Source organism: Nonomuraea sp. NPDC049158 (genome assembly GCF_040648335.1).
GTDB lineage: Bacteria > Actinomycetota > Actinomycetes > Streptosporangiales > Streptosporangiaceae > Nonomuraea.
The window spans coordinates 12980-35771 of sequence record NZ_JBEZDM010000055.1 but is presented as its reverse complement, the minus strand read 5'-3'; the positions used below and the strand labels follow the sequence as shown (position 1 = coordinate 35771).

22 protein-coding genes are annotated in these 22792 nt (G+C 69.3%); 12 read left to right on the top strand and 10 right to left on the bottom strand.

The features are described 5' to 3' along the window. Position 1 precedes the first annotated feature (1 nt). On the top strand, positions 2-382 hold the full coding sequence (locus tag AB0B61_RS53515; RefSeq protein ID WP_358449337.1) for a hypothetical protein: 381 nt from the start codon (positions 2-4) through the stop codon (positions 380-382). Positions 383-392: 10 nt separating this feature from the next. Here the strand turns inward: AB0B61_RS53515 and AB0B61_RS53510 are convergent, their stop codons facing one another. Then, on the bottom strand, positions 393-548 hold the full coding sequence (locus tag AB0B61_RS53510; RefSeq protein WP_358449335.1) for a hypothetical protein: 156 nt from the start codon (positions 546-548) through the stop codon (positions 393-395). Between the two features lie 65 nt (positions 549-613). Next, positions 614-1729 carry a branched-chain amino acid aminotransferase gene (locus AB0B61_RS53505; RefSeq protein ID WP_358449333.1) on the bottom strand — a complete coding sequence of 372 codons (1116 nt, stop codon included), beginning with the start codon at positions 1727-1729 and terminating at the stop codon, positions 614-616. Positions 1730-1932: 203 nt separating this feature from the next. On the opposite strand from AB0B61_RS53505, the gene AB0B61_RS53500 reads away from it, so the two are divergent. From AB0B61_RS53500 to AB0B61_RS53480, 5 genes are all read left to right on the top strand, one after another. Then, positions 1933-2058 carry a hypothetical protein gene (locus AB0B61_RS53500; RefSeq protein ID WP_358449331.1) on the top strand — a complete coding sequence of 42 codons (126 nt, stop codon included), beginning with the start codon at positions 1933-1935 and terminating at the stop codon, positions 2056-2058. A 328-nt stretch (positions 2059-2386) separates the two neighbouring features. Then, entirely contained in the window at positions 2387-2788 is a 402-nt protein-coding gene (locus AB0B61_RS53495) for a spirocyclase AveC family protein (RefSeq protein ID WP_358449329.1), read from the top strand. 57 nt (positions 2789-2845) lie between these two features. Further along, a complete protein-coding gene (locus AB0B61_RS53490; protein ID WP_358449327.1) occupies positions 2846-3148 on the top strand; it encodes a Tn3 family transposase in 303 nt (100 codons plus the stop codon). Between the two features lie 400 nt (positions 3149-3548). Beyond that, positions 3549-4112, top strand: a complete 564-nt coding sequence (locus AB0B61_RS53485; protein ID WP_358449325.1) for a GNAT family protein — start codon at positions 3549-3551, stop codon at positions 4110-4112. A 708-nt stretch (positions 4113-4820) separates the two neighbouring features. Further along, positions 4821-5198 carry a hypothetical protein gene (locus AB0B61_RS53480; RefSeq protein ID WP_358449323.1) on the top strand — a complete coding sequence of 126 codons (378 nt, stop codon included), beginning with the start codon at positions 4821-4823 and terminating at the stop codon, positions 5196-5198. Positions 5199-5398: 200 nt separating this feature from the next. On the opposite strand, the gene AB0B61_RS53475 is transcribed toward AB0B61_RS53480, so the two are convergent. The 3 genes from AB0B61_RS53475 to AB0B61_RS53465 form a co-directional block, all read right to left on the bottom strand. Next, entirely contained in the window at positions 5399-5881 is a 483-nt protein-coding gene (locus tag AB0B61_RS53475; protein ID WP_358449321.1) for a hypothetical protein, read from the bottom strand. A gap of 114 nt (positions 5882-5995) precedes the next feature. Further along, positions 5996-6412, bottom strand: a complete 417-nt coding sequence (locus tag AB0B61_RS53470; protein ID WP_358449319.1) for an ATP-binding protein — start codon at positions 6410-6412, stop codon at positions 5996-5998. 123 nt (positions 6413-6535) lie between these two features. Next, complete coding sequence (locus AB0B61_RS53465; RefSeq protein ID WP_358449317.1) at positions 6536-6847, bottom strand: STAS domain-containing protein; 312 nt, start codon at positions 6845-6847, stop codon at positions 6536-6538. Positions 6848-7038: 191 nt separating this feature from the next. Here AB0B61_RS53465 and AB0B61_RS53460 point away from each other — a divergent pair, with 191 nt between their 5' ends. The 6 genes from AB0B61_RS53460 to AB0B61_RS53435 all read left to right on the top strand — a co-directional run bounded on the left by AB0B61_RS53460 (position 7039) and on the right by AB0B61_RS53435 (position 15747). After that, on the top strand, positions 7039-8103 hold the full coding sequence (locus tag AB0B61_RS53460; protein WP_358449315.1) for a LacI family DNA-binding transcriptional regulator: 1065 nt from the start codon (positions 7039-7041) through the stop codon (positions 8101-8103). Positions 8104-8308: 205 nt separating this feature from the next. Then, positions 8309-10474: a CBM35 domain-containing protein gene (locus AB0B61_RS53455; protein ID WP_358449313.1), complete on the top strand. Its 2166-nt coding sequence runs from the start codon at positions 8309-8311 to the stop codon at positions 10472-10474. Between the two features lie 40 nt (positions 10475-10514). After that, complete coding sequence (locus AB0B61_RS53450; protein WP_358449311.1) at positions 10515-12611, top strand: glycoside hydrolase family 36 protein; 2097 nt, start codon at positions 10515-10517, stop codon at positions 12609-12611. Between the two features lie 29 nt (positions 12612-12640). After that, complete coding sequence (locus tag AB0B61_RS53445; protein ID WP_358449309.1) at positions 12641-13963, top strand: extracellular solute-binding protein; 1323 nt, start codon at positions 12641-12643, stop codon at positions 13961-13963. Between the two features lie 4 nt (positions 13964-13967). Further along, a complete protein-coding gene (locus AB0B61_RS53440; protein ID WP_358449307.1) occupies positions 13968-14846 on the top strand; it encodes a sugar ABC transporter permease in 879 nt (292 codons plus the stop codon). 28 nt (positions 14847-14874) lie between these two features. Continuing rightward, the gene (locus AB0B61_RS53435) at positions 14875-15747 is read left to right on the top strand and encodes a carbohydrate ABC transporter permease (RefSeq protein WP_358449305.1); all 873 of its coding nucleotides are present in this window, start codon (positions 14875-14877) and stop codon (positions 15745-15747) included. 3 nt (positions 15748-15750) lie between these two features. On the opposite strand, the gene AB0B61_RS53430 is transcribed toward AB0B61_RS53435, so the two are convergent. From AB0B61_RS53430 to AB0B61_RS53410, 5 genes are all read right to left on the bottom strand, one after another. Further along, positions 15751-17400 carry a ricin-type beta-trefoil lectin domain protein gene (locus AB0B61_RS53430; RefSeq protein ID WP_358449303.1) on the bottom strand — a complete coding sequence of 550 codons (1650 nt, stop codon included), beginning with the start codon at positions 17398-17400 and terminating at the stop codon, positions 15751-15753. A gap of 83 nt (positions 17401-17483) precedes the next feature. After that, complete coding sequence (locus AB0B61_RS53425) at positions 17484-19523, bottom strand: sugar-binding domain-containing protein (RefSeq protein ID WP_358449301.1); 2040 nt, start codon at positions 19521-19523, stop codon at positions 17484-17486. 36 nt (positions 19524-19559) lie between these two features. After that, the gene (locus tag AB0B61_RS53420; RefSeq protein WP_357952753.1) at positions 19560-20402 is read right to left on the bottom strand and encodes a carbohydrate ABC transporter permease; all 843 of its coding nucleotides are present in this window, start codon (positions 20400-20402) and stop codon (positions 19560-19562) included. Continuing rightward, entirely contained in the window at positions 20399-21313 is a 915-nt protein-coding gene (locus AB0B61_RS53415) for a sugar ABC transporter permease (RefSeq protein ID WP_358449299.1), read from the bottom strand. The genes AB0B61_RS53420 and AB0B61_RS53415 overlap by 4 nt, the downstream gene beginning before the upstream one ends. Then, positions 21313-22674 carry an extracellular solute-binding protein gene (locus AB0B61_RS53410; protein WP_358449297.1) on the bottom strand — a complete coding sequence of 454 codons (1362 nt, stop codon included), beginning with the start codon at positions 22672-22674 and terminating at the stop codon, positions 21313-21315. Before AB0B61_RS53410 ends, AB0B61_RS53415 begins: the two co-directional genes overlap by 1 nt. Positions 22675-22792 lie beyond the last annotated feature (118 nt).

Below are 22792 nucleotides of genomic sequence, written 5' to 3'. Positions count from 1 at the left end.
CATGATGCAGACTGCGACGGACGAGCAGGGCCGCGCCTTCCGCGAAGCATGGATCGCTGGGGTGAACAAGCACTACCCAGGCGAGCCCAAGCCTTCCTACATCACTCCATGGGAAGAGACGCCCGAGTGGGAACGCCAAGCTGCTGCCGCTGTCTACATCCAAGTGCGGACCTTCGTCGAGGTTAGTGCTGGCAGCACCGCAAAGCTGACCCGCGACCAGAGAGGCCGCTTCGTGGCCCTGTGCTGGATCGCTCAAATCCATAAGCACATTGAAACTCCAAAGCCGTCCTATGTGGCCGATTGGGAGGACCTTCCCGAGTGGCAGCGTGAGACCGACGCGGATATTTTTCAACGTATCGAAGATGACGCTGCGCATCGCTAAAGCAGCTTGCTCAGGGGTGGTTCGGCTGCGGGGGCGTGGCCTCCAGGGCGACGGTGGTGCCGTTGGCGTCGCTCTCGATGGTCAGCCGGTTGACCCACTGCCGGGCCAGCCACAGGCTGAGCCGCCCGCGCTCGCCGCCATGGCGCACCGCGTCTCCGGACGGCACTCTCCGACGGCGACAGAGCCGTACACATGGGAGCCCACCCCAGGGAATGGCGTCCTTCGCGCAGGTCAGTGCGCTGTCGTGCGCGGATGGTGCACCCAGCCGTACGGGTCGGGGGCACGGCCGGTCTGTACGGCCATGAGCTTCTCGCGCAACCGGAGGGTGAGGGGCCCGGGCCGGCCGTCTGCCATCTGCCAGGCGGTGGTGCGTGTGCGGGCCCGGCCGACGGGGGTGATGACAGCGGCGGTGCCGCAGCCGAAGACTTCGGTGATCGAGCCGTCCGCCGCGCCCGTCTGCCACTCCTCCAGGCTGATGCGGCTCTCGCTGACGGGGTGGCCGAGGTCGCGGGCGAGGGTGAGGACGCAGTCGCGGGTGATCCCGGGCAGGAGTGAGCCGGTGAGGGCGGGGGTGGTGATCTCGGCGGCAGGGCCGTGGCCGCGTACGAAGAAGAGGTTCATGGCGCCCACTTCCTCGATCCAGCGCCGCTCGACCGCATCGAGCCAGACCACCTGGTCGCAGCCGTGCTCGGCGGCGTCATTCTGGGCGAGGAACGCGGCGGCGTAGTTCCCGGCGAACTTGGCGGCGCCGGTGCCACCCGGGGCGGCCCGTACATAGTCCTCGGCGATCCACACCGACAGGGGTCTGATGCCGTCGGGGAAGAACGACCCGGCCGGGGAGGCGATGAGCAGGAACAGGTACTCGGCCGAGGGCCGGACGCTGAGCGTGCTCTCGGTGGCGAACATCAGCGGCCGCAGATACAGAGAGTGCTCATCGGCGTCGGGAACCCAGCACCGATCCTGACTCACGAGCAGCTCACATGCCTTCATGAACAGCTCGACGGGTAACTCCGGCATGGCCATCCGGCGGGCGCTCGCCTGGAAGCGGTGCGCGTTGGCCTCGGGCCGGAACAGCGCGACCGTACCGTCCGGCTGCCGGTACGCCTTGAGCCCCTCGAAGATCGACTGGCCGTAGTGCAGCCCCGTGGCGGCCGGGTCGATGGTCAGCGGGGCGTATGGGCCCAGTGCGGCGTCATGCCAGCCCGCCTCGCCGGTCCACTTGATGGTGACCATGTGATCTGTCATGTACCGGCCGAAGCCGGGCGCGGCCAGAATCTGCTGCCGCTCGGCATCAGGACGCAGGTGAGGATGCGGTTTGATGGTGAACTGCGGGAGCGTGAGGGGCATCTGGGTTTCCCTTACGGGCGAGTGCTCACCGTGGTGCGCGGTCAGCGGGTGCGGAACGGGCTTGGGAGGACTGGCTACGGGCCAGGGATGCGGGCCGTCGAGGAAGCCTGCGCAGGGCGCGGCGGAACTCGATGAAGAACCGCTCGCGCGTCTCGGCGGTGGTGCAGCCCAGTAACAGGCAGGGGTCGAGATCTTCCAAAACCATGAGCAAGCAACTGCCCGTTACCCGTGCGTACAGCGTAGACCCACTTGATGCCGGGGTGAATGGCGTCGATGAAGGAGAACGGCACGGCAACCAGTTCGACATTGCGGTCGAGTGGTGCTGGTGATCGCGGGCTCGAGTTCGGTTGAGATTGCAGGCTGGGGACGACATCAACCGAACAGGGGAGAGCAACGTGCGCGTGGTGTGGTTGAAGGAGTTCGGCAGGCCCGAGGTGCTCGTACCTGGAGATGCGCCCGATCCGGTCCCGGGGCCGGGGCAGGTGTTGATCGACGTCGCCTACGGCAACATCACCTTTGTGGAGACCCAGTTCCGGTCGGGCGCGCCGTCGCCGTTCAAGCGGGAGCTGCCGATGATCCCGGGCAACGGCGTCGGGGGCATCGTCACGGCGGTCGGTGAGGGCGTCGACTCCGCCCTGGTCAGCCAAAGCAGGGCCGGTGCCCACGTACCTGACCTGTGCCCTGGCCGGCGCGCTCATCGATACCGCCGTGGAGATCCTCTGGATCCGCTCCGGTGCTTTCGCCTACCCCTACGCCATCCGTGAGGTATCACTGTTCGCCGGCCACTGGTACCAATTCCCGCTCACCCACCCGCTATTGATCGGCACAACCTTCATCGGCCCGGCGGCGCTGCTGCTGTGCCGCCACCGCCAAGGTCACCTCACCCTCCTCAGCCCTCACCCCGCACGGCACGGCATGGTGACCCTGCTGGCCGGTGTCGGCATCGTCACCGCCATGATCCTGGCCTTCTCCGCCGCCACAGCCGCCCTGTCGCTCCACGGCGGCCCTCCGCCACCCGACCTGCCTTCCTACCTGCGCCTGCCGACCGGCGGCGCCTGATGCGTGAATGCCGTACGACACCTTCGGCGGGCGGTGCATGCGCTGGCACGGCCATCTATGCTCCATGGCGGCAACCGCCATGGGCGTCGGCGGCCCGTTTCACAGACGGCCACCTATGAAACACCGCCATCGGCGCTGGCCGGGAAGATCTTCCACGGCAAGAAGGGCGAGCCGTATCAGCGCTATTACAAAGGTATGGAGGACCAGCTCGGCGCGCTCGGCCTGGCGCTGAATTGCGTCACGCTGTGGAACACCTTCTACATGGACCGGGCCCTGGAACGGCTCAGGCTGAGGGCTACTCGCTGGCCAGCGAAGACATTGCCCGGCTGTCGCCGTTCGTCCGCCAGCACATCAACGTGATTGGCACCTACTCCTTCGCCCTGCCCGACCTCGGTTCAGCCGGCGTCCGGCCGCTGCGTAACCCCGATGAGCCCGACTGAGAGGAGGACGTCCTGTAGATCACCCTTCGTCGGTGGCTTGGCGGTCGTTAGAGCAGCAGCCGGTCGCCGGGCTCAAGCTGATACTGCGAGGCGGGACCTCCGCGGCCAGACCGAACCCCATCGGCGGGTCCGGCGTGCTGGCGCCCAGGAGCACCTGGACTATCGGTGTGCGGCGTCGCCGACGCCGACAAGCTGACCAACTGGCTGGTGGTCAACGTCCCGACATGATCTCTCAACGGGTCGGTGCTCGTCGTGGAGGTGGATGCTGATCACTCGAAAATCGTTGGACGTCTGTTGGACATCCTGCGACCATCCGCACCGTGACAGATGAAGCCGATCGCCAGAGGTCGTTCCCCACCAGTTCGAAGCACGTGCGCTTCGTCGAGTTGTCGAGCACTGCGCTGTCCGCTCTGCTCGATGGGGATCTGCCCGCAGCCAGCAACGCGGCCGGGGTCGCGCTGACTGAGTACTTCGTGACAGACAGAGCACGGTGGCTGTGGCGGATTCGGATCGACCAGATGGCCGCCGATCCCCGCCACGCACCGTGGATAGCGCGGCAGGCGGTGACGGGGCCTGAAAGTGTCGTCGTCGGTCATGCCGGGTTTCACGGACCGCCCGATGAGGCGGGCATGGTAGAGATCGGCTACGCGGTTGCTCCTGACTTCCGTCGCCAGGGGTACGGCCGAGCTATCCTGATCGAGTTGCTGCGTCGGGCCGCGGCCGAACCGGCGGTCAAGACCGTACGTGCGACGATCAGTCCCGATAATGTGGCGTCCCTGGCCACGATCGCCGGCTTCGGCTTCGTCCAAGTCGGCGAAGACTGGGACGAAGAGGACGGTCTCGGACTCATCTTCGAAGTCCCTTCCAACCGCCGTACTCATTGATCAACTGAGTCGCGGCTTGCCGTACCCGAGCTGCTCGTTGTGGGGTCGGACCGGGGCGCCCTACCGTAATTGCTCACGGTGGGTTTCCCCGGCCCGCCCGCCGCACTCGGCGTGCGCGTCTCCACGCACCGGGCGCTCCACGTGTCGTTGCCGTGGTCAGCCGCTTTGGGCGGCTGCCGGTGTCGGGGTCCAGGGGGTTGGGATCCCGTGCCCCCAGTAGCGGTATCGGATCACTTTGACGCCGGCCGCGCCGGTGAACTCGACTCCGTCATGAACGATCTTCCAGGTGCCTGGCCGGCAGACCCTCTGTATCAGTTCTGGCACCGGACACGAGTTTCGGGCACTCACCGGACAGAGCCGGCTGAGACAAAGTGCTGTTCGCACCGGCCGGAACACCGACGGCCGGGCAGGAAAACCAGCTTATCGCCTCTCGCTCAACTCGATTGAGCGACTGCACAACATTGCTTGAGCGCCCGCTTAAGAGATGATCTTCGCACATCAAAGGACTACAGGTGGGACCGTCGGATGCGATTCCCGGCACTCGCAGAGCCGACTACCGCCCGTACGATCTCATGTCGCAGTTGATTATCAGTTTACCGGGCCAAGCAATGAACTTAGGGTGCATTCAGTGAAAATCCACTCCCTCCTGGCAGCATCCGATGGACAGGGCGCGATCGATGCGCCACCACGATCGCAGAAAGCAGGGAAATGAACTTCGGGAATATCTTCCGCGCGTTCGGCATGACGTTAGCGGTGGGGACGGTCGTGCCGGCCGCAACGCCTGCGGCGATCGCCGACACGGCCCCCACTCCCGCTGCCGGCCAATGTGAGTGGGTAGGCATCATATCCCAGGAAAAAAGCCGTGCCTGGAGTGCCAGAAACAGCGAAGTGGGATACAAGGAGGGCATGCTTACCGCTACGGCGGCGTTGCTAGGAAGCTCGGAGACTTTTAAGCTCTGCAACCTCGACAATACGAACTACGTCATCGCTGCGTTGACGACAAAAAAGTACGTGAGCGCCGAGCTCGACTACTCAGGCGCCGACTACGGCATGCTCCGGGCACGCTCGACCGGCGTCGGAGACTAGGAGAAGTTCCGTTTCGAGTGCACCGGAAGCCTGTGCGCCATCAAGTCTTCCAAGAACAACAAATACGTGAGTGCCGAGTATGCCTACGAGGGTAGCGGTTACGGCATGCTCCGGGCGCGCGCGGATACCGCCGGGGCGTGGGAGAAGTTCTACGTCCGACCGTCCCCAAACGCCTGACCCCTGGGGCGGCAAGTCATAAATCAGACGACCTGAGATACGGTTGCACAGAAGTCGAGTAAGGGGTGAGGCCTTCTCACCTCCTGCTCGCTGTGGGCGGACGGTGTGACGATGATCGCCGACGGGGTTCGGTCGCTGATCGTCTCGGACATGACGGATTCGGGGCCGGAGAGTTGGAGCCGCACGCGGATTGTTCCGCGCTTGCCCGGCCAAGCCCCCGATACGGGCAGCCGGAGCGGCCCGGCTACGGACGACCGAAGCGTACGGACGGGTGCGGGACCGGACTGCGGCAGCCAGGCGATCATGTCGCTGATCAACGTCAGCTCGGCAAGCTGCTGCTGAGCGGTCTGGGTGCCGGCGCGTAACAGTGCGCCCTGGCTGACCTGCCAGCCGATGAGCCGGTCGAAGCCGTCCAGCACCGAGCCGAGCAGGAAACGCAGCTCGCCGAAGTGCTCGGTCATCACCTGCAGGGCGTGGGCGAGGCCGTCGCGGTTCTCGGCCCGCATCGCCTCCAGCACCACACTGCCCGCGCGTCGATCTTCTTCCCCAGTGGCAGCGTGAGACCGACGCGGATTATTCTGAACGTATCGAAGAATCTTCACTTCACTAAATGATCTTGCTCAGAGGTGGTCTGGCTGCGGCGTGGCGGCCTCCAAGGTGACGCTGGTGCCGTTGGCGTCGCTCTCGATGGTCAGCTCGCTGACCCACTGCCGGGCCAGCCAAAGGCCTCGGCCGCTGCTGCTGTCGGCGGGCACGGCGTGGTGGCCCTGCGAGTCCGGCCGCGCCAGCCCAGGGCCGTTGTCGGTGACCCGGCAGTAGAGCCGGCCGCCGGCCTGCCACAGGCTGAGCCGCCCGCGCTCGCCGCCATGGCGCACCGCGTTGGTGGTGATCTCGTTGACCGCCACCACGAACCGGTACAGGTCTCGCCCGGTGAGACCGTGCCGCGCGGCGTACCGCTCCACCAACCGGCGCAGCAGCACGAGCGTGCCGAAGTCGAAGTCGTACCGCGTCTCCAGGGTTTCGGCGGGTTCACTCATCGGCTCGTCCGCCCCGACCGGCGCGGGCAGGACAGGGCGGGGCCGCGGAGCGGAGACCACGGCGGAGCCCAGCCCTCATCAGCCCAGCCCTCTTCAGCCCGGCCGTCTTCAGCCCGGCCCTCCTCAGGCCAGACCGAACGCGGACAGCAGCCCCGTGATGCGCAGCTGGTCGAAGACTCGAGATGTGGGGTGCCGCACGCTGAAGGCCGCCTCGACCTCGGCGGACGCCTTCATCGCGTCCACGAGCACGCCGATCCCGGAGGAGTCGATGAAGGCGACCTCGCTCATCTCGATCCACACCACGGAAGGGCGCTGGTCGAGCACGGCGGCGGAGACCGCGCTCCGTACCCAGGCCGCGTTCGTGAAGTCGATGTCGCCGCGCAGCACCACTTCCAGCGTGCCGTCGGTCACGGTGCCTACCGACACCACCTCCATGCGCGTTCCTTCCTCTGCCGATGCCGAGCACGGCGAGTTTGCCCCCATGATGCGCTCCGAACCGCCGGCCGGCTGCCCGCATCCAACATTGTCCGGTACATAGGGGTATTTATCACCCGCCCGACCGCCACGCCACCCGATCACAGCTCTCGGCGGGCAGGTGAGCCGGGGCGGAGCCTTACGATGTGATCGTGAGTCCGAGCCCTCGGCGCGAGCCGCGCTCCGGCGCCCGCAGAGGGGCCGTGCCCAGCATCCGCGACGTCGCGGCCGCGGCGGGCGTCTCCTACCAGACCGTCTCGCGCGTGCTCAACGACTCGCCGCGGGTGCGCCCCGACACCAGGGCCGCGGTGCGCGCGGCCATCGAGACGCTGGGGTTCCGCCCCAACCGGGCCGCGCGGGCGCTCGGCCTCGGGCGCGCTCCGGGCATCACCGTGGTGACGTCCAACACCATGCTGTACGGCTACGCCTCCACGTTGCAGGGCATCGAGGAGGCCGCGCGGACCGAGGGCCTGGCCGTGGGGGTCAGGGTCGTGGAGTCGGACTCGCCCGCCGAGATCAAGCAGACCGTCGACTACGTGAGCGACCCGAGCGCGGGCGGGCTGGTCGTCATCGCGTTCGACCCGGCGGGTACGGCGGTGCTGGAGGCGTTGCCGGCGGACATACCGGCGATCGCCGCGACCGAGCCGGTGGCGCCCGACACGGGCAGGGTCACGATCGCGCTGGACGAGCGGGGTGCCGCCGCCGACGCCACCGAGCACCTGCTGGCCCTGGGCCACCGGACCGTGCACCACGTGGCCATCCCGTCCGAGGGGCGCTCCAGTGGTCGGCAGGCCGGCTGGCGCGACGCCCTGTCGCGGGCGGGCGCCGAGATCCCCGAGGTGGTCGCCTCCGGCTGGGACATCCGGGCCGCCTACCTGGCCGGGCAACGGCTGGCCGGTGATCCGGACGTCACGGCGGTGCTGTGCGGCAACGACGACATCGCCCAGGGGGTGCGCCGCGCCCTCTACGACGCGGGCAGGGACGTGCCCGGTGACGTGAGCATCGTCGGGTTCGACGACATTCCCGGCTCGGCCTTCTGGATCCCCGCGCTGACCACCGTACGGATGGACTTCGTCGGGCTGGGGCGGGCGTGCTTCCTGGCGGCGGTGGCCGAGCTGACCGGCCAGCCGCAGCCCGAGACCGAGTTGACCCCGCCCCGCCTGATCGTGCGCGAGTCGACCGCACCCCCACGCACCGCCGCCGCTTCCTCCTCCTGAGACGGCCCCGCCGAGATCGCGCCCGCCGAGAGCGCACCTGCCGAATCCGCGCTTCCCGAGATCGCGACGCGTCCGAACCTGAGACCGCGCCCGAAACCGGCGCGTAACAATCCGGCAAAGGGCCCTTCCGTTCCTGCCATGTGACCGCTCACACTCCATGTGACCGGTCACATGGCCGCTCCTCTCCCGGCAGGAGGTACTCCCGTTGACTTCGTTCCGGCTCCTGGGTGTCACGACCGTCGTCTCCGCGCTCGTCTCGGCTCTCCTCTGCGCCGCCGCCCCCGCGCAGGCCGCGTCCCCTGCCCTCGTCGTCGACCTCGCCTCGGACACGGGCCCGCTGAAGTACGGCGCGACCGGCTTCCTGTACGGCCTGGGCAACGACGGAATCCCCAACGACACCATGCTGGCGGCCCTCAAGCCCCAGGTCACCGCGCAGAAGGCGCCCGACGGCCTCCAGCATCCCAACGGCGACGCCCTCCAGATCGCGCCCATGTTCAAGCGCACCGGCGGCCGTGACATCCAGGTCTACATGCAGGACGTCTACCGCCAATGGCCGTACGAGAACCTCGGCATCGACGACTACCTGGCCAAGGTCGACACGATGACCCGCAAGATCGTCGCGGACCCGTACCGGACGTCGTACGTGTACGTGCCCTTCAACGAGCCCGACCAGATCTGGTACCAGGGCAACCTCAACGGCCTGCTCGACGCCTGGAAGCGCGTCTACCAGAAGATCCACTCGATCGACCCCGGCGCCCGGATCGCGGGCCCCAACTTCTCGTCCTACCGTTCGGCCGACCACCGCGCGTTCCTCACCTACGCCAAGGCCAACAACGTGCTGCCCGACGTCTTCACCTGGCACGAGCTCGGCAACGACTTCTTTACCAGCTGGTACGACCACCACGCCGACTATCGGGCCATCGAGACGAGCCTCGGCATCAGCCCCCGGCCCATCGTGATCAACGAGTACGCCCGCTACTCCGGCGACCTGGGCGTGCCCGGCAACCTGGTCCAGTACGTGACCCGGTTCGAGAACAGCAAAGTCGACGCCTGCCTGGCCTTCTGGACCACGGCCGGCGCGCTGAACGACCTGGTGACCAGGAACAACCAGGCCACGGGCGGGTGGTGGCTCTACAAGTGGTACGGCGAGCTGACCGGCCACACGGTCACCGTCACCCCGCCCACCAGGAACGGCTCCCTGCAGGGGCTGGCCGCCCTGGACCCGGCCAGGAAGCAGGCTCGGGTGATCTTCGGCGGCTCGCTCAACGTGAGCGACACCTACGCCGCCGACGTCGTGGTCAAGGGCATCGCCTCGGCCCCCTACCTCGGTAGCTCGGTCCACGTGACGGTGTGGGGAGTGAACAGCACCGGCCTCAACGCCTCCCCGGGCCCGGCCCTGATCCACGAGGGTGACTACACCGTCTCGGGCGGCCAGATCACCGTCCCGCTCACCGGACTGAACGGCGCCGCCGCGTACCAGGTCATCGTCACTCCGAACACCGACCTGACGCCCGCGGGACCGGCCACCCGCTACCAGGCCGAGTACGCGGCGCTCGGCGGCACCGCCCGCGTCACCTACGGTCCCAACACCGGCTACTCCGGCACCTCCTTCTCCGAGGGCTACGGCGCCAGCGACACGGCGGCGACCACGTTCGTGGTGAGCGCGCCCAATGACGGCTACTACAACCTGGGCCTGCGTTACTCGGCGGGCCCGTACACCGGCGCGCCGCAGAACCGGGCCGCCCGCCTGGTGCTCAACGGCACCGCGTTAACCGACCTGACGCTGCCGGGCACCGCCGACTGGAACACCTGGAACACGGTGACGACCAAGGTGTTCCTCCAGGCCGGCGTCAACCGGGTCGGCGTGCACGCCTTCACCACCGACGACCGCGACGCCGTCAACCTCGACTACCTGGACGTGACGGCCACCTCCGGCACCGTCACCGCCTACGAGGCCGAGAGCGGCGCCAACGTCCTCGGCGGCACGGCCGTGGTCGGCGCCAACGGCGCCGCGTCCGGCGGCTCGTACGTCGGCTACATCGGCAAGGGCGCCGCCAACATCCTGCGCTTCACCGGCGTCAACGCCCCGGCCGCCGGCCGCTACCGCGTGGTGATCACCTACGCCAACGGCGAGCTGGGCGAGGGCGCGTCCAACTACAACACCAACATCGTGGACCGCTACGCCGACATCCGCGTCAACGGCGGTACGTCCACCCGGGTGTACTTCCGCAACACGCTGGGCTGGTCGAACTTCCGCACCACCGTGATGACCGCCGACCTCAGGGCCGGCGCCAACACGATCGAGTTCGGCAACGCCGCCGCGTACGGCCCCGACGTCGACCGAATCCAGGTCGCGGCCGCTCTCGGCTGACGCCTATCTCACAACCGCCGCACAACCGAAGGAGAGTTACGTGAAGCCTGCCGACGTGGTCGAGACCCTGCGCTGGGGACATGGCGCCCTGGCGGCGGTGGTGGAGATCCACCCGGACCGGCCGGTGGCCCTCCAGAGGCTGGGACCGCCCGGCGGCGAGCCGTCCCGTCTGTCGCAGCCGCTGGTCGAGGTGCTGATCCCCGGCGAGGGCCGGGCCAAGGCCTCGCAGCGGCTGTCGGAGACGGCGGTCGGCTGCCGGTTGCGGTACGCGGGCGCCGAGCAGAGCCGCGACGGCGACTGGCACACGCTGCGCGTCGAGCTGCGCGACGAGGTGTCCGGGCTGGCGGCCGAGCTGACGCTGCGCTCCTTCGACGGCGTGGCCGCCTGCCAGGCCCAGGTACGGGTGACCAACCAGGGCACGGACCCGGTGCTCCTGCTCGCCGTGTCCTCCTTCGCCGGCGGGTTCCTCGGCCGCCCGGTGAGCGAGGTGGACGTCCTGTCCGCCGACAGCGAGTGGCTGGGCGAGAGCAGGTGGAGCAGGCGGCCGCTCGGCGAGCACATCGCCGACCTCGGCCTGGCCGCGCACGGCCAGCACGGGCGCGGCCGGTTCGCGCTGAGCAGCACCGGCACCTGGTCCAGCGGGCGGTACGTGCCGATGGGCGGGCTGGCCGACCGGCGCACCGGCCAGACCTGGCTGTGGCAGATCGAGCACAACGGCGCCTGGGGGTGGGAGACCGGTGAGCGGCTGGACGGCGTGTACGTGGTGGCCACCGGCCCCACCGACGCCGACCACCAGTGGAGCCAGACCCTGGCGGCGGGGGAGTCCTTCACCACGGTGCCGGTCTCGGTCGCCGTCTCGGACGACGGGCTCGAAGGCGCTGTCGCCGCACTCACCGCGCACCGCCGTGCGCTGCTGCGCCCGCACCCCGACAGGTCCGCGCTGCCCGTCGTGTTCAACGACTACATGAACACCCTGATGGGCGACCCGACCACGGCCAAGCTGCTGCCGCTGGTGGACGCCGCCGCCGCGGCCGGGGCGGAGATCTTCTGCGTCGACGCGGGCTGGTATGACGACGACGGCGCCTGGTGGGACAGCGTCGGCGCGTGGGAGCCGTCCCGGACCCGCTTTCCCGGCGGCATCCAGGAGGTACTCGGTCACATCAGGGACCGCGGGATGACGCCGGGGCTGTGGCTGGAGCCGGAGGTGATCGGCGTACGCAGCCCGATGGCGGACAAGCTGCCCCCCGAGGCGTTCCTGCAGCGCGGCGGCCGGCGCGTGGCCGAGCACGGCCGCTACCACCTGGACCTGCGCCACCCCGCGGCCACCGGGCACCTGGACCAGGTGGTGGACCGGCTGGTGGAGGAGCTCGGTGTCGGCTATTTCAAACTCGACTACAACATCAACCCGGGCGCCGGCACCGACCTGCACGCCGATAGCGCCGGCGCCGGGCTGCTGGCCTGCAACCGGGCCCACCTCGCCTGGCTGGACGGCGTCCTGGACCGGCACCCCGGCCTCGTTCTGGAGAACTGCGCGTCGGGCGCGATGCGCATGGACTACGCGCTGCTGTCCCGGCTGAACCTGCAGTCGACCAGCGACCAGCAGGACTTCCTGCGCTACCCGCCGATAGCCGTGGCCGCGCCCCTGTCCATGCTGCCGGAACAGGCCGCCAACTGGGCCTACCCGCAACCGGAGATGACCGACGAGGAGCTCGTCTTCACCATGTGCACCGGCGTGCTGGGGCGGCTCTACCTGTCGGGCAACCTGCCCGCCATGAGCGCTGGCCAGCTCGATCTGGTGCGGGCGGGCGTACGCGCGCACCGCGACCTGCGCGCCGATCTGGTGCGCGCGGTGCCGTGCTGGCCGCTCGGCCTGCCCGGCTGGGCCGACCACTGGCTCGCCCTCGGCCTGCGCGCCGGCGACACCACCCATCTCGGGCTGTGGCGCCGCCCCGGCGCCGCCGAGTCTTCGGTCCTGTCGCTGCCCCACCTGGCCGGGCGCGCCGTCCAGGTCGAGACCGTCTACCCGGGCGATAAGGCAGGATGGGGCCACTCGTGGGACCCGCAGACCGCCGAGCTGTCCGTGACCAGCACCGTTACCGGACCGACCGCCCGAATCCTGAAGCTCCGCACCCTCTGACCCCCCCACGGACCAAAAGGAAACACACCGTGAAACTCACCGCGATCACGGCCGCGGCCGCCACCGCGCTCCTGACCCTCGCCGCGTGCAGCGACCCGGCCTCCGGACCCGCCGCCACCCCGGCCGGGAACGGGCAGCCCGCCGCCTGGGCCACGCCCACCGGCCGGCTCGACGGCACCACGCTCACCATCTGGGCCGCCCAGAACAGCAACACCGTGCCCAAGGCCGTGACCGACGCCTTCACCCAGGCCACCGGCGCCAAGGTCGACGTGGTCACCATCCCGGACCCGTACGAGCAGGGCGTACAGACCAAGGTGGCCACCGGCGACAAGCCCGACCTGGCCTTCTGGCAGCCGACCGCCTCCATGCTCACCGCCCTGAACGCCAGGACCAACCTCCAGCCGCTGGACGGCGCCCCCTGGCTCGCCTCGATGACGCCCGAACTGCGCGACATCACCGGCCTGCTGGACAAGACCCGCTACGCCGCCCTCGTCACCAGCCCGGCCGTCGAAGGCGTCTACTACAACAAGGAGGTCTTCGCCGCCAACGGCGTCACCGCCACGCCGAAGAACTTCGACGAGATGGTGGAGACGGCCCGCAAGCTCAAGGCCAAGGGCGTCACCCCGTTCTTCGAGATGGCCGGCGACAAGTGGGCCACCCAGTGGTGGGTGCAGGTACAGCTCGCCGACGCCGCCCGCGACGGCCTGTGGGACCGGGTCAACACCGGCAAGGAGACCTTCTCCGACAAGACCATCCTGGACGCGATCAAGAAGTACAAGGCGCTGATCGGCGAGGGCCTGTTCAACACCGACATCAAGACGGCGAAGTTCGAGGACCAGGGCGCGGCGCTGCTGTCGGGCAAGGCGGCGATGGCCGTGCAGGTGAACTCGTTCTTCGGCCAGCTCCAGGCCAAGGCCGACACCGCGACGCTGGACAAGAAGATCGGCTTCTTCCCCGTCTCGCCGTCCGGCAACGTGGGCACCTTCATCCCCGACCAGAGCAACGCGCTGGTGGCCTTCAGGACCGGCGACGCCAAGCGCGAGGCGGCCGCCCGCCAGCTGCTGTCGTACTGGATGGGCCCCGGCTACCAGGGCTTCGTCGCCGACCGGAAGACCGTCTCGCTGCGCGCCGACGTGCCGAGCCCGGCGGGCGTGCCGCAGGCGCTGCTCGAGGTGCACAAGTCGCTCGGCGACGCGGTCGGCTCGATGCAGGCGCTCGCGGTGGCCAACCCCGACCTGTACCTCAACCTGGCCGACATGATCACCGGCAGCCTGACGCCCGAGCAGGTGGCCGCCGCGACCCAGAAGCAGTTCGCCCAGCTCGCGAAGGCGGCCGGCGCGTCCGGGTTCTGACCACATGACCGACACCAGCGCGCGCCGCACGCATCCGATGTGGTTCCTGATCCCGGCCTTCGCGATCCTGTTCGTCTTCTTCTTCCTGCCGACCCTGTTCAACTTCATCTACGCCTTCACCGACTGGTCCAGCTTCAAGAGCGAGATCCGCCCCGTGGGGCTGGACAACCTCACCGACCTGCTGTCGGACGGCACGCTGTTCAGCGCGCTGCGCATCACGGTGAGTTACGCCGTCCTGGTGGCGCTGTTCCAGAACCTGTTCGGGTTCGGACTGGCCGTGCTGCTGGAGCGCGACACCTGGCTGAACCGGGTCGCCCGGCTGTTCTTCCTCATCCCGGTGCTGATGTCGGCGCTGGCGGTCGGCTACGTCTTCCAGGCGCTGCTGAAACCCAACGGCAGCCTGAACGGCCTGCTCGGCGGCCTGCTCGGCCACCCGGTCAGCGTCGCCTGGCTCGGCGACACCACCTGGACGCTGGTCGTGGTCTCGGTCATCCACGCCTGGAAGTGGATGGGGCTGTCCATGCTGATCTACCTGGCCGGGCTGAAGACCGTGCCGGAGGACGTCACCGAGGCCGCCAGGATGGACGGCGCCTCGCCCTGGCAGGCGTTCTGGTCGATCCGCTTCCCGCTGCTGGCGCCGGCGGTGACCTTCAACGTCGCCACCGCGCTGCTCGGCTCGATGAACGGCTTCGACATCGTCCAGGCCACCACCGGGGGCGGCCCGGCGCGCAGCACCGAGATCCTCAACATCTTCATCTATCGCACCTTCGGCCAGGGCCTGTTCGCGCAGGCCACCACCATGAGCCTGGTGCTGTTCCTGCTGGTCGGGCTGCTGGCCTTCCCCGTCATCCGGACCCTGCGCAAGCGGGAGGAGATCCTGTGACCGTTCGTGTGGGCGGGAGTGCCCGCCCATGACCATCCCCGCGTACGGCGTCCGCGGCCGCCGGGTCCGGCCGCCCCGCCAGAGCGGCCTCGCGGCGCGGCTGCGTCCCTTCGCCGTCGTCGCGCTCGTCGTCACCGTGATGGGCGTGCCGCTGTGGCTGATCGTCTCGACGGCGGCCAAGTCACAGTCCGAGGCGCTCTCGCCGGACCTGTCGCTCCCGTCACGCTGGCTCCTGTGGGACAACCTCGCGCAGGTGTGGACTCAGGGCGACATCCCGGCCGCCTTCCTCGGCAGCGTGCTGATCGTGGTCCCGGCCGTCGCCCTGGTGCTGACGTTCGGCTCCATGGCGGCGTGGATCCTGGCCCGCCGGGCCACCCGGCTCAACGCCGTCCTGTACGCGCTGGCCATCAGCGGCATCGTGCTGCCGCCCGCCGTGGTCACGATCGTGCTGCTGCTGCGCCAGCTGGGCCTGGCCGGCACCCTCACCGGCATGATCGGCGTCTACGTCGGCATCTACCTGTCGACCGTCGTCTTCTTCGTCACCGGCTTCGTCCGTACGGTGCCGCTGTCGATCGAGGAGGCCGCGCGCATGGACGGCGCGGGCCCCGTGCGGGTCTTCGTCTCGGTCATCCTGCCGATGTTGCGCCCGGTGCTGGCCACCGCCACGATCCTCATCTGCCTGTACGTATGGAACGACGTCTTCTACGCGTTCTTCGTCATCGGCGGACGGATGGACACGTTGCCCCTGAACCTGTTCCAGGTGGCCAACGCCGGGCTCTACCTCAACAACTGGCACTTGATCTTCGCCTACATCATCCTGATGAGCCTGCCGCTGCTGGTCGTCTTCGCCGTGGCGCAGCGCAGGATCATCTCGGGGATCACCGGAGGCGCGGTGAAGTAGGGGCTACTGGGGGACGGTCCACTTCTGCGGGTCGAGGCCGTTGCAGTCGTAGATCTGCAGGCGGGTGCCGTTGGCGGTGGCGCCCTGCGGGCTGTCGAGGCAGCGGCCCGACTGCGGGTTGAGCAGCGAGCCGTTGGCCTGCTTGCGCCACTGCTGGCCGCCCGCGGTGTTGCACTCCCACAGCTGGACCTTGCTGAAGTTCGCGGTGGCGTTGGCGTCGATGTCGAGGCACTTGCCGAACGCCCGGATCGTGCCGTTCGGGTGCATGGACCAGCGCTGGCCGGTGGCGACGCCGCAGTCCCAGAGCTGGACGGCGTTGCGGTTGGCGTTGGTGTTGGTGTCGACGTCCAGGCACTTGCCGGCGGTGGCCGGGCCGGTGATCTGGCCGACCGGGCCGCCCAGCGTGCCGATGCCGTAGCGGACCTGGCACTGGTTGCCGGTGAGCTGGGTCCCGGCCAGGTAGAGGAAGCTCGTGCCGTCGGCGGCGGGCACGATCGGCGAGCTGTAGCCGGGGCAGGCCGGAGCCCCGGGAGCGTAGCCGCCGGTGGGGTTGACGGTCACCGGGGCCTCGATCTCGGTCCACGCGCCGGCGCCCAGGTTGGTGTTGGCGAACAGGACCAGGCCCGACTCGCCGTTCACGGTCTTGTTGCCGGTGGGGCCGGCGACCACCCGCTGGCCCGACATCAGCAGCGTGCCGTTGGCCCCGCCGCCGGGCAGCCAGGCGACATACGGGGTGTGCAGCAGTTCCCGGCTGTCGGAGGTGCGGACGATGGTCCCGGCCGCGCTCCAGTTGAGGCCGTCGGGGCTGGTCTTGGTGTAGACCTCGCAGGCGTGGTCCGGGTCGGTGGCGTCGCGGCACAGCTCGTACGCCATCAGGAACGTGCCGTTCGGCAGCGGCGTGAGGATGGACATGCCGGGCCTGGCCAGGTTGTCGCCGGGGAAGGCCACGTCCTGGGTCAGCGTGGCGCTCCAGGTCTGGCCGCCGTTGGTGGAGGTGTAGTGGCCGATGACCTGGTTGTTGGTCGGGGTGTTCGCGGGCCGCTCGTCGGAGATGAAGCAGGCCAGGGTGTTGTTCGGGGCGAGCAGGAACCACGGCTCCCAGATGCCGTGCCCGACGGTGTTGGGCTGGCCGCTGGTCTGCGTGCAGTTGGACAGCCACGTCCAGGTGACGCCGTGGTCGGTGCTCTTGAACACCTCCACCTTCTGGGCGGTGAAGTCGCCGACGTGCCAGGCCGTGCCCGCCGCCAGCAGGTCGCCCTGGTTCAGTCCGTTCGCGGTGCGCGGCACCTCGTACAGGACCGGGGCGCCCAGGTCCCAGCCGGAGGTGTGCGAGGTGATCGTGGAGATGGGGTTGGCGGTCCAGGTACGGCCGCCGTCGCTGCTGCGGTAGATCGGGAAGGCGTTGGGCGCGTTGTGGTTGTTGCGGGCGAAGGTGGCCAGCATCGTCTCGTTCGGCGAGCCGTCATAGTCGAGCCGGACGGCCCTCGGGTAGCTGGCGTCACCCTGGGGATAGGTGGTCAGGTTGGGCGAGTAGAGCACCTGCCCGGCCGGGGCGGCCGAGGCGGGACCGGCCAGGGCCACGAGCAGCCCGGCGATCAGGGTGAGCGCCATCACCAGCGGTAACGGGCGCCTGGGGGGTGGTACGATGCGCACGGTGTCTCCTGGGGTGGGGGCCCGGTGAGCGGATCTCACCGGGACGTTTTCCGGCTGTGCCCAAGGGCGGGCCTGCGGGACGGTCAGGGCCGGGCCTGGGGGTCGTCGCCGATGACCGGGGCGATGTGGGTGTCCACATCGACGGCGGAGCGGGCCAGGACGGTGCCGTCGTCGGACACGAGGGCGATGTGCAGGCGGCCGCTGGTCCAGCCGCCGGGCAGTTCGGCGTGGACCTCGGCGGGCGCGCCGAGCAGGAACGGCTTGGCCTCGGCCCGCTCCCCGGCCGTCCCCGGTCGCGCGGGCGCGGGCCCGAAGACGGGGGACCAGGCGGTGTGCAGGTGACCGCTGACGGAGTCCGTGCCGTGATGGGAGATCCGAACCGGGACCGTGACCCGCCCGCTCTCGCTGAGCAGGTCACGGCCGGGGGCGACGGGGACCACGTCCAGGACGAGCGTCGTCGTGGCGTTGACGTGCGCCGGATCCACCCCGGCCAGGTCCTTGGCGCGGCGCTCGAAGTCCAGCAGCCCGGCCGACTCGTGTTCGATGTCGTACATCTCGGTGTAGACGTAGCCGGCCAGCCGGTCGTGGCGCCGCATCTCCTGGGTCTGCCAGCGCAGCTGCCAGCCCCGCTGCACGCTGGTGAAGCCGGTGCCGTACTCGCTGTTCAGGTTGGGCAGACCGCGCAACGGCTGCGACGGCGTCCCGGTCAGCTTCTTGCGGACCACGTAGTCGGGGCCGAGCGGGACGGGGAAGTCGTCCTGGTCGCCGTTCAGCAGCGCGGCGATCGTCCGGCCCCAGGAGGCGGCCGACTCGTCGTAGTAGTGCCAGTCGAGCAGGTCCGTCTTCACGTGCGCCCAGCCGGAGTTGTCGACCGCGGGCCGGGTCGGGTCGAGGGCCTTGAGCAGGTCGTACGCGCGGGCCGCGGCCTCCTGCTTGGCCGGGTCGCCGGGGATGTCCCAGTCCAGGCCCCACTCCTCGTTGTACAGGCCCCAGATGACGATCGCGGGGGAGTTGCCGTCACGCTCGGCCATCGGGGCGATCTGCGCCTCGAAGGCGGCGACCGACTCCGCCGAGAACCGGCCGGTGGCGGCGGGTTCGGCCCAGATCAGCATGCCGAGCGTGTCGGCATGGTGGATGAAGCGCGGATCCTCCAGCTTGAGGTGCTTACGCACCAGGTTGTAGCCCGCGGCGGCGGCCAGCTCGAGGTCGCGGCGCAGCGCGGCGTCGTCGGGCGCGGTGATGCCGGTACGCGGCCAGTAGCCCTGGTCGAGCACGCCGCGCACGAACAGGCGCCGGCCGTTGAGGTACAGGTCCTCGCCGGACACCTCGATCCGGCGCAGCCCGGTGTAGCCGGTGACCCGGTCGGTGCCGTCGGCCGAGATCAGTTCGGCCTCCACGTGGTACAGGTGCGGGCCCTCAGGCGACCACAGGCGCGGCTCGGCGATCGGCAGCACGACCCGCGCGACCCCATCGGAGATCGCCACGTCCACCGCCGTGCCGTGACCGCGCACGGTCAGCCGGAGCGTCGCCGGTGCCGGGCCTTCGACGCGGGCCTCGACCTCGATGCCGTCCAGCCCCTCGGCCGGGCGCAGCTTCAGCGTGGCCAGGTGGGTGGCGGGCCGCGCCTCCAGCCAGACGCTCTGCCAGATGCCCGACGAAGGCGTGAAGCACACGCCGTCGAAGTCGTCGCGCGGGATGCTGCGCTGCTTGCCGTGCGCGATCTCCCGCTTGTCGGCGGGGGAGGAGACGCGTACCAGGATCTCCTGCTCGCCGTCGCGCAGCGCGTCGGTGATGTCCGCCTCGAACGGCGTGTAGCCGCCTGTGTGCCGGGCCACCTCGGTGTCGTTGACCCAGACGGTGGCCTCGTGGTGTACGGCCCCGAAGTGGAGGACGATCCGCTGCCCCGCCCAGCCGGTCGGGACGGTGACCCGGCGGCGGTACCAGGCGACCGGCAGCCAGTGGGCCTCGATGCCGGACACCGGGGTCTCCCAGGCGAAAGGCACGGTGATGGTCCGGTCCCAGTGCTGGTCGGCGTCGGCCCGGAAGTCCCAGTCGCCGTTCAGGCTCGACCAGGTGTGCGACCGGTCGAAATGGGGGCGCGGGTATTCCGCACGCGGCGTCATTGGAAGGGTGCTCCGATCATGAGAAGGTGTGCCCGGTCAGCCCTTGACGCTGCCGGCGAGGATTCCGCTGATGAAGTGGCGCTGCAGCAGGATGAAGATCACCAGCAGCGGCAGCATGGCGATGCTGCCGGCGGCGAGCAGTTCACCCCAGACGGTGGCGAAGTCGGCGCCGACGCGGTTGCCGGTGACGTTCTGCGCCAGGGTCGACAGCACCACCTGGACCGTCTGGTGCGCGGTGTCGTTGACGGCGACGACCGGCCAGACGAAGTCGTTGTAGATGTTCATGGTGGTCAGCACGGCCAGCGCGGCCAGGCCGGGCCGGATCACCGGGATGACGACCCGGGCGAAGACCCCGAACTCGCTCGCGCCGTCCACCCGCCCGGCGTCGAGCAGCTCGTCCGGGATGGCGGCGATGACCTGGCGCATCCAGAAGATGCTGAAGGCGTCGACGCTGCCCGGCAGGATCAGCGCCTGGTAGGTGTTGACCCAGCCCAGCGAGCTCATCTCCAGCAGCAGCGGGATGATCAGCACCAGGGTCGGCAGCATCAGCGTGAGCATCACCACCCCGAACAGCGCGTTCTTGCCGGGGAAGGTGTACTTGGCGAAGGCGTACCCGGCCAGCGGGCAGAACACCATCGTCATCGCGCCCTTGACCGCCAGCACCAGCGCGGTGTTCACGAAGCCGGTGCCGATCGGCACGTCGGCGAACATCGCCCGATAGTTGTCCAGCGTCGGGCCGCCCACCGACAGCGGGCTGGTGATGATCTCGGCGGCGGGCTTGAGCGAGGAGCTGAGCGCCCACCAGATCGGGTACAGGAACGCGACGGCGAGCAGCGCGAGCACCACGTACTGCACCGGACCAGGCCGGGCCTGCTTCATGAGACCTCGTCTTTCGGGCGCAGCAGCCGGACCGCGCCCAGCGAGAGGCCGAACACCAGCAGCACCAGCAGAAAGGAGTTGGCGGCACCGGTGCCCAGGTCGGATGCCGAGATGTGGTCGTAGAGGTAGAGGCCGGCCGTGGTGGTGGAGCCGTAGGGGCCGCCCTCGGTGACCACGTACGGCTCGGCGAACATCTGGAAGACCGCCAGCGTCTGCACGACCACCAGGAAGGCGATGCTGCGCCGGACGAGCGGCACGGTCAGCGACCAGAACTGCCGCCACCGCGAGGCGCCGTCGATCGAGGCGGCCTCGTACACGGCGCCCGGTACGGCCTGCAGCCCGGCGAGCAGGATGATGATCGCGAAGCCGGTGGTCTTCCACAGGAACAGCAGCGCGAGCGTCGGCTTGGCCCACGCGGTGGAGGTCAGCCAGCCGACGGCGGGCAGGCCCACCAGCCCGAGCACGTGGTTGACCAGCCCGTAGTCCTCGTCGAACACCACGATCCACACCTGCGCCATGGCCACCAGCGGCGTGACGAACGGCGCGATGAAGGCGACCCTGAACAGCCCGCGTAGCCGCAGCCGCGCGTTGGCCAGCAGCACCGCCGCGCCCAGCCCGGCGACGACCTGGACCGGCACGATCAGCAGCCACATCACCGCGCTGTTGCCGAGCGAGGCCCAGAAGTCGGGGTTGGTCAGCAGGTAGACGTAGTTGCCCACGCCGACCCAGGTGGCCTCGCCCGCGCCGCGCCAGCGGGTGAAGCTGAGGCGCAGCGCGTACACCAGCGGATAGACGCCGAAGGCCGCGAAGACCGCGAAGAACGGCGCGATGAACAGGTACGGCGACAGCCGGGGCAGGCGCCGCGAGCCGGTGGCGGCCCGCCTGGCCGTCGTGGCGGTGAGACTCGACATCAGGCCCGGTCGATCAGGTTGCGCTGGATCTTCTTGGCCGACTCGGCTATCACGTCGTCGGGGGACATCTTCCCCTCGATCAGGCGCTGGACGTTGTCACCGAGATAGTCCACGGACTGCGCCCACCACACGGGGATCGGCGCGGCGGCCGGGATGGTCGCGGCGGCCTCGACGGCGACCTTCCACAGGTCCTGGCCGCCGAGCGCGTCGATCGGCTTGAACAGCGGTTTGTCCGCCTTCAGGGCCGGGGTGAAGGAGGGCACGGAGGTGGACAGGCCGCCGGGGTAGATGCTGTTGGGGCCGTAGACGGCGGTGCAGCCGGGCTCGGTGAAGCACAGGAACTCATACAGCAGCCAGGCCAGCTCCGGGTTCTTCGCCTTGGCGGGGATGACGAAGCTGCTGCCGCCCATGGCGCCGCTGCGGGCGCCGCCGGGCGTCCACGCGGGCAGGGGCGCGGCCCGCCACTTGCCCTTGGTGGCCTTGAGCAGCTGCTGCGGCGCGAACGACCACCAGATCGCCCACGGGACGAACACCTGCTGCCCGCTGTCGAGGGTGTTGATGTCGGCCGCTTCCAGGTAGGGCGCGTGGGTGACCAGGTCGCCCTTGACCGCGTCCTGGATCCAGCCCAGGGTCCGCCGGTACTCGGGCGACTCCAGCCGGAGCTTGCCCTGCGCGTCGGCCAGGCTCGTGCCCTGCTGGTTGGCCAGCATCTCCAGCCAGAGCTGGCCGAGGAACGGGTTCTTGTCCAGGTGGATGGGCTTGGTCTTCGGGTCCTTCTCCTTGATCGTCCGGGCCGCGGTCAGCAGGTCGTCGTAGGTGCCGATCCCGGCCGGGTCGACGCCGGCGTCCTGCAGGATGTCCTCGCGGTACCAGAGCAGGCCGGGGTCCAGGTCCCACGGCACACCGAAGATCTTGCCGCCGACGGTGTTGACGGACAGCTTGTACGGGGCGACCTTGTCGCGGTAGGGGGCGATCAGGTCGGTCAGGTCGTACAGGTGCTCGGACTGGCCGCCGATCTTGGCGTCGTCCCAGAAGCTGCCGTCCGGCACGTCGGTGCCGCTGATCAGGGTGTTGGCCAGCTTGGCGTCGATGTCGACGGCCAGGTGGTTCACCTTGACGCCGGGGTAGGCCTCCCGGAACTTGCCGATCGCCGCGTCGAACACCTTGAACAGGTCACCGGAGCGGTTCCAGATCGTGATCTCGCCCTTGGCGGACGTGGACGCCGAGACGGTGGGCTTGGCCAGCTTGCTCGGTGCCGCGCTGGTGCCGCCGCCGGGAGCGCAGGCGCCGGCCGCGGCCAGCGCGCCGATTCCGAGCGCTCCCTTGAGGAAGCCGCGGCGGGCCATGGCGGGTGTGGACATCTCTACTCCTCGGGCGGGGGTACGGCGCAGCTGGCGGAAATGCTCTGCAACGATGCAGAAATCATGCATATTCCTCTGCAACGATGCAAGAGTAAGTTATGATCACAGTAACCGCAGA

What these genes read in the sequence shown, in the direction of transcription:
- AB0B61_RS53500 (WP_358449331.1), top strand. Translation starts at nt 1,933, where the DNA reads ATGAGCAAGCAACTGCCCGTTACCCGTGCGTACAGCGTAGACCCACTT.
- AB0B61_RS53410 (WP_358449297.1), bottom strand. Translation starts at nt 22,674, where the DNA reads ATGTCCACACCCGCCATGGCCCGCCGCGGCTTCCTCAAGGGAGCGCTC.
- AB0B61_RS53490 (WP_358449327.1), top strand. Translation starts at nt 2,846, where the DNA reads ATGCTCCATGGCGGCAACCGCCATGGGCGTCGGCGGCCCGTTTCACAG.
- AB0B61_RS53415 (WP_358449299.1), bottom strand. Translation starts at nt 21,313, where the DNA reads ATGTCGAGTCTCACCGCCACGACGGCCAGGCGGGCCGCCACCGGCTCG.
- AB0B61_RS53515 (WP_358449337.1), top strand. Translation starts at nt 2, where the DNA reads ATGATGCAGACTGCGACGGACGAGCAGGGCCGCGCCTTCCGCGAAGCA.
- AB0B61_RS53480 (WP_358449323.1), top strand. Translation starts at nt 4,821, where the DNA reads ATGAACTTCGGGAATATCTTCCGCGCGTTCGGCATGACGTTAGCGGTG.
- AB0B61_RS53435 (WP_358449305.1), top strand. Translation starts at nt 14,875, where the DNA reads ATGACCATCCCCGCGTACGGCGTCCGCGGCCGCCGGGTCCGGCCGCCC.
- AB0B61_RS53420 (WP_357952753.1), bottom strand. Translation starts at nt 20,402, where the DNA reads ATGAAGCAGGCCCGGCCTGGTCCGGTGCAGTACGTGGTGCTCGCGCTG.
- AB0B61_RS53425 (WP_358449301.1), bottom strand. Translation starts at nt 19,523, where the DNA reads ATGACGCCGCGTGCGGAATACCCGCGCCCCCATTTCGACCGGTCGCAC.
- AB0B61_RS53440 (WP_358449307.1), top strand. Translation starts at nt 13,968, where the DNA reads ATGACCGACACCAGCGCGCGCCGCACGCATCCGATGTGGTTCCTGATC.
- AB0B61_RS53470 (WP_358449319.1), bottom strand. Translation starts at nt 6,412, where the DNA reads ATGAGTGAACCCGCCGAAACCCTGGAGACGCGGTACGACTTCGACTTC.
- AB0B61_RS53505 (WP_358449333.1), bottom strand. Translation starts at nt 1,729, where the DNA reads ATGCCCCTCACGCTCCCGCAGTTCACCATCAAACCGCATCCTCACCTG.
- AB0B61_RS53475 (WP_358449321.1), bottom strand. Translation starts at nt 5,881, where the DNA reads ATGCGGGCCGAGAACCGCGACGGCCTCGCCCACGCCCTGCAGGTGATG.
- AB0B61_RS53465 (WP_358449317.1), bottom strand. Translation starts at nt 6,847, where the DNA reads ATGGAGGTGGTGTCGGTAGGCACCGTGACCGACGGCACGCTGGAAGTG.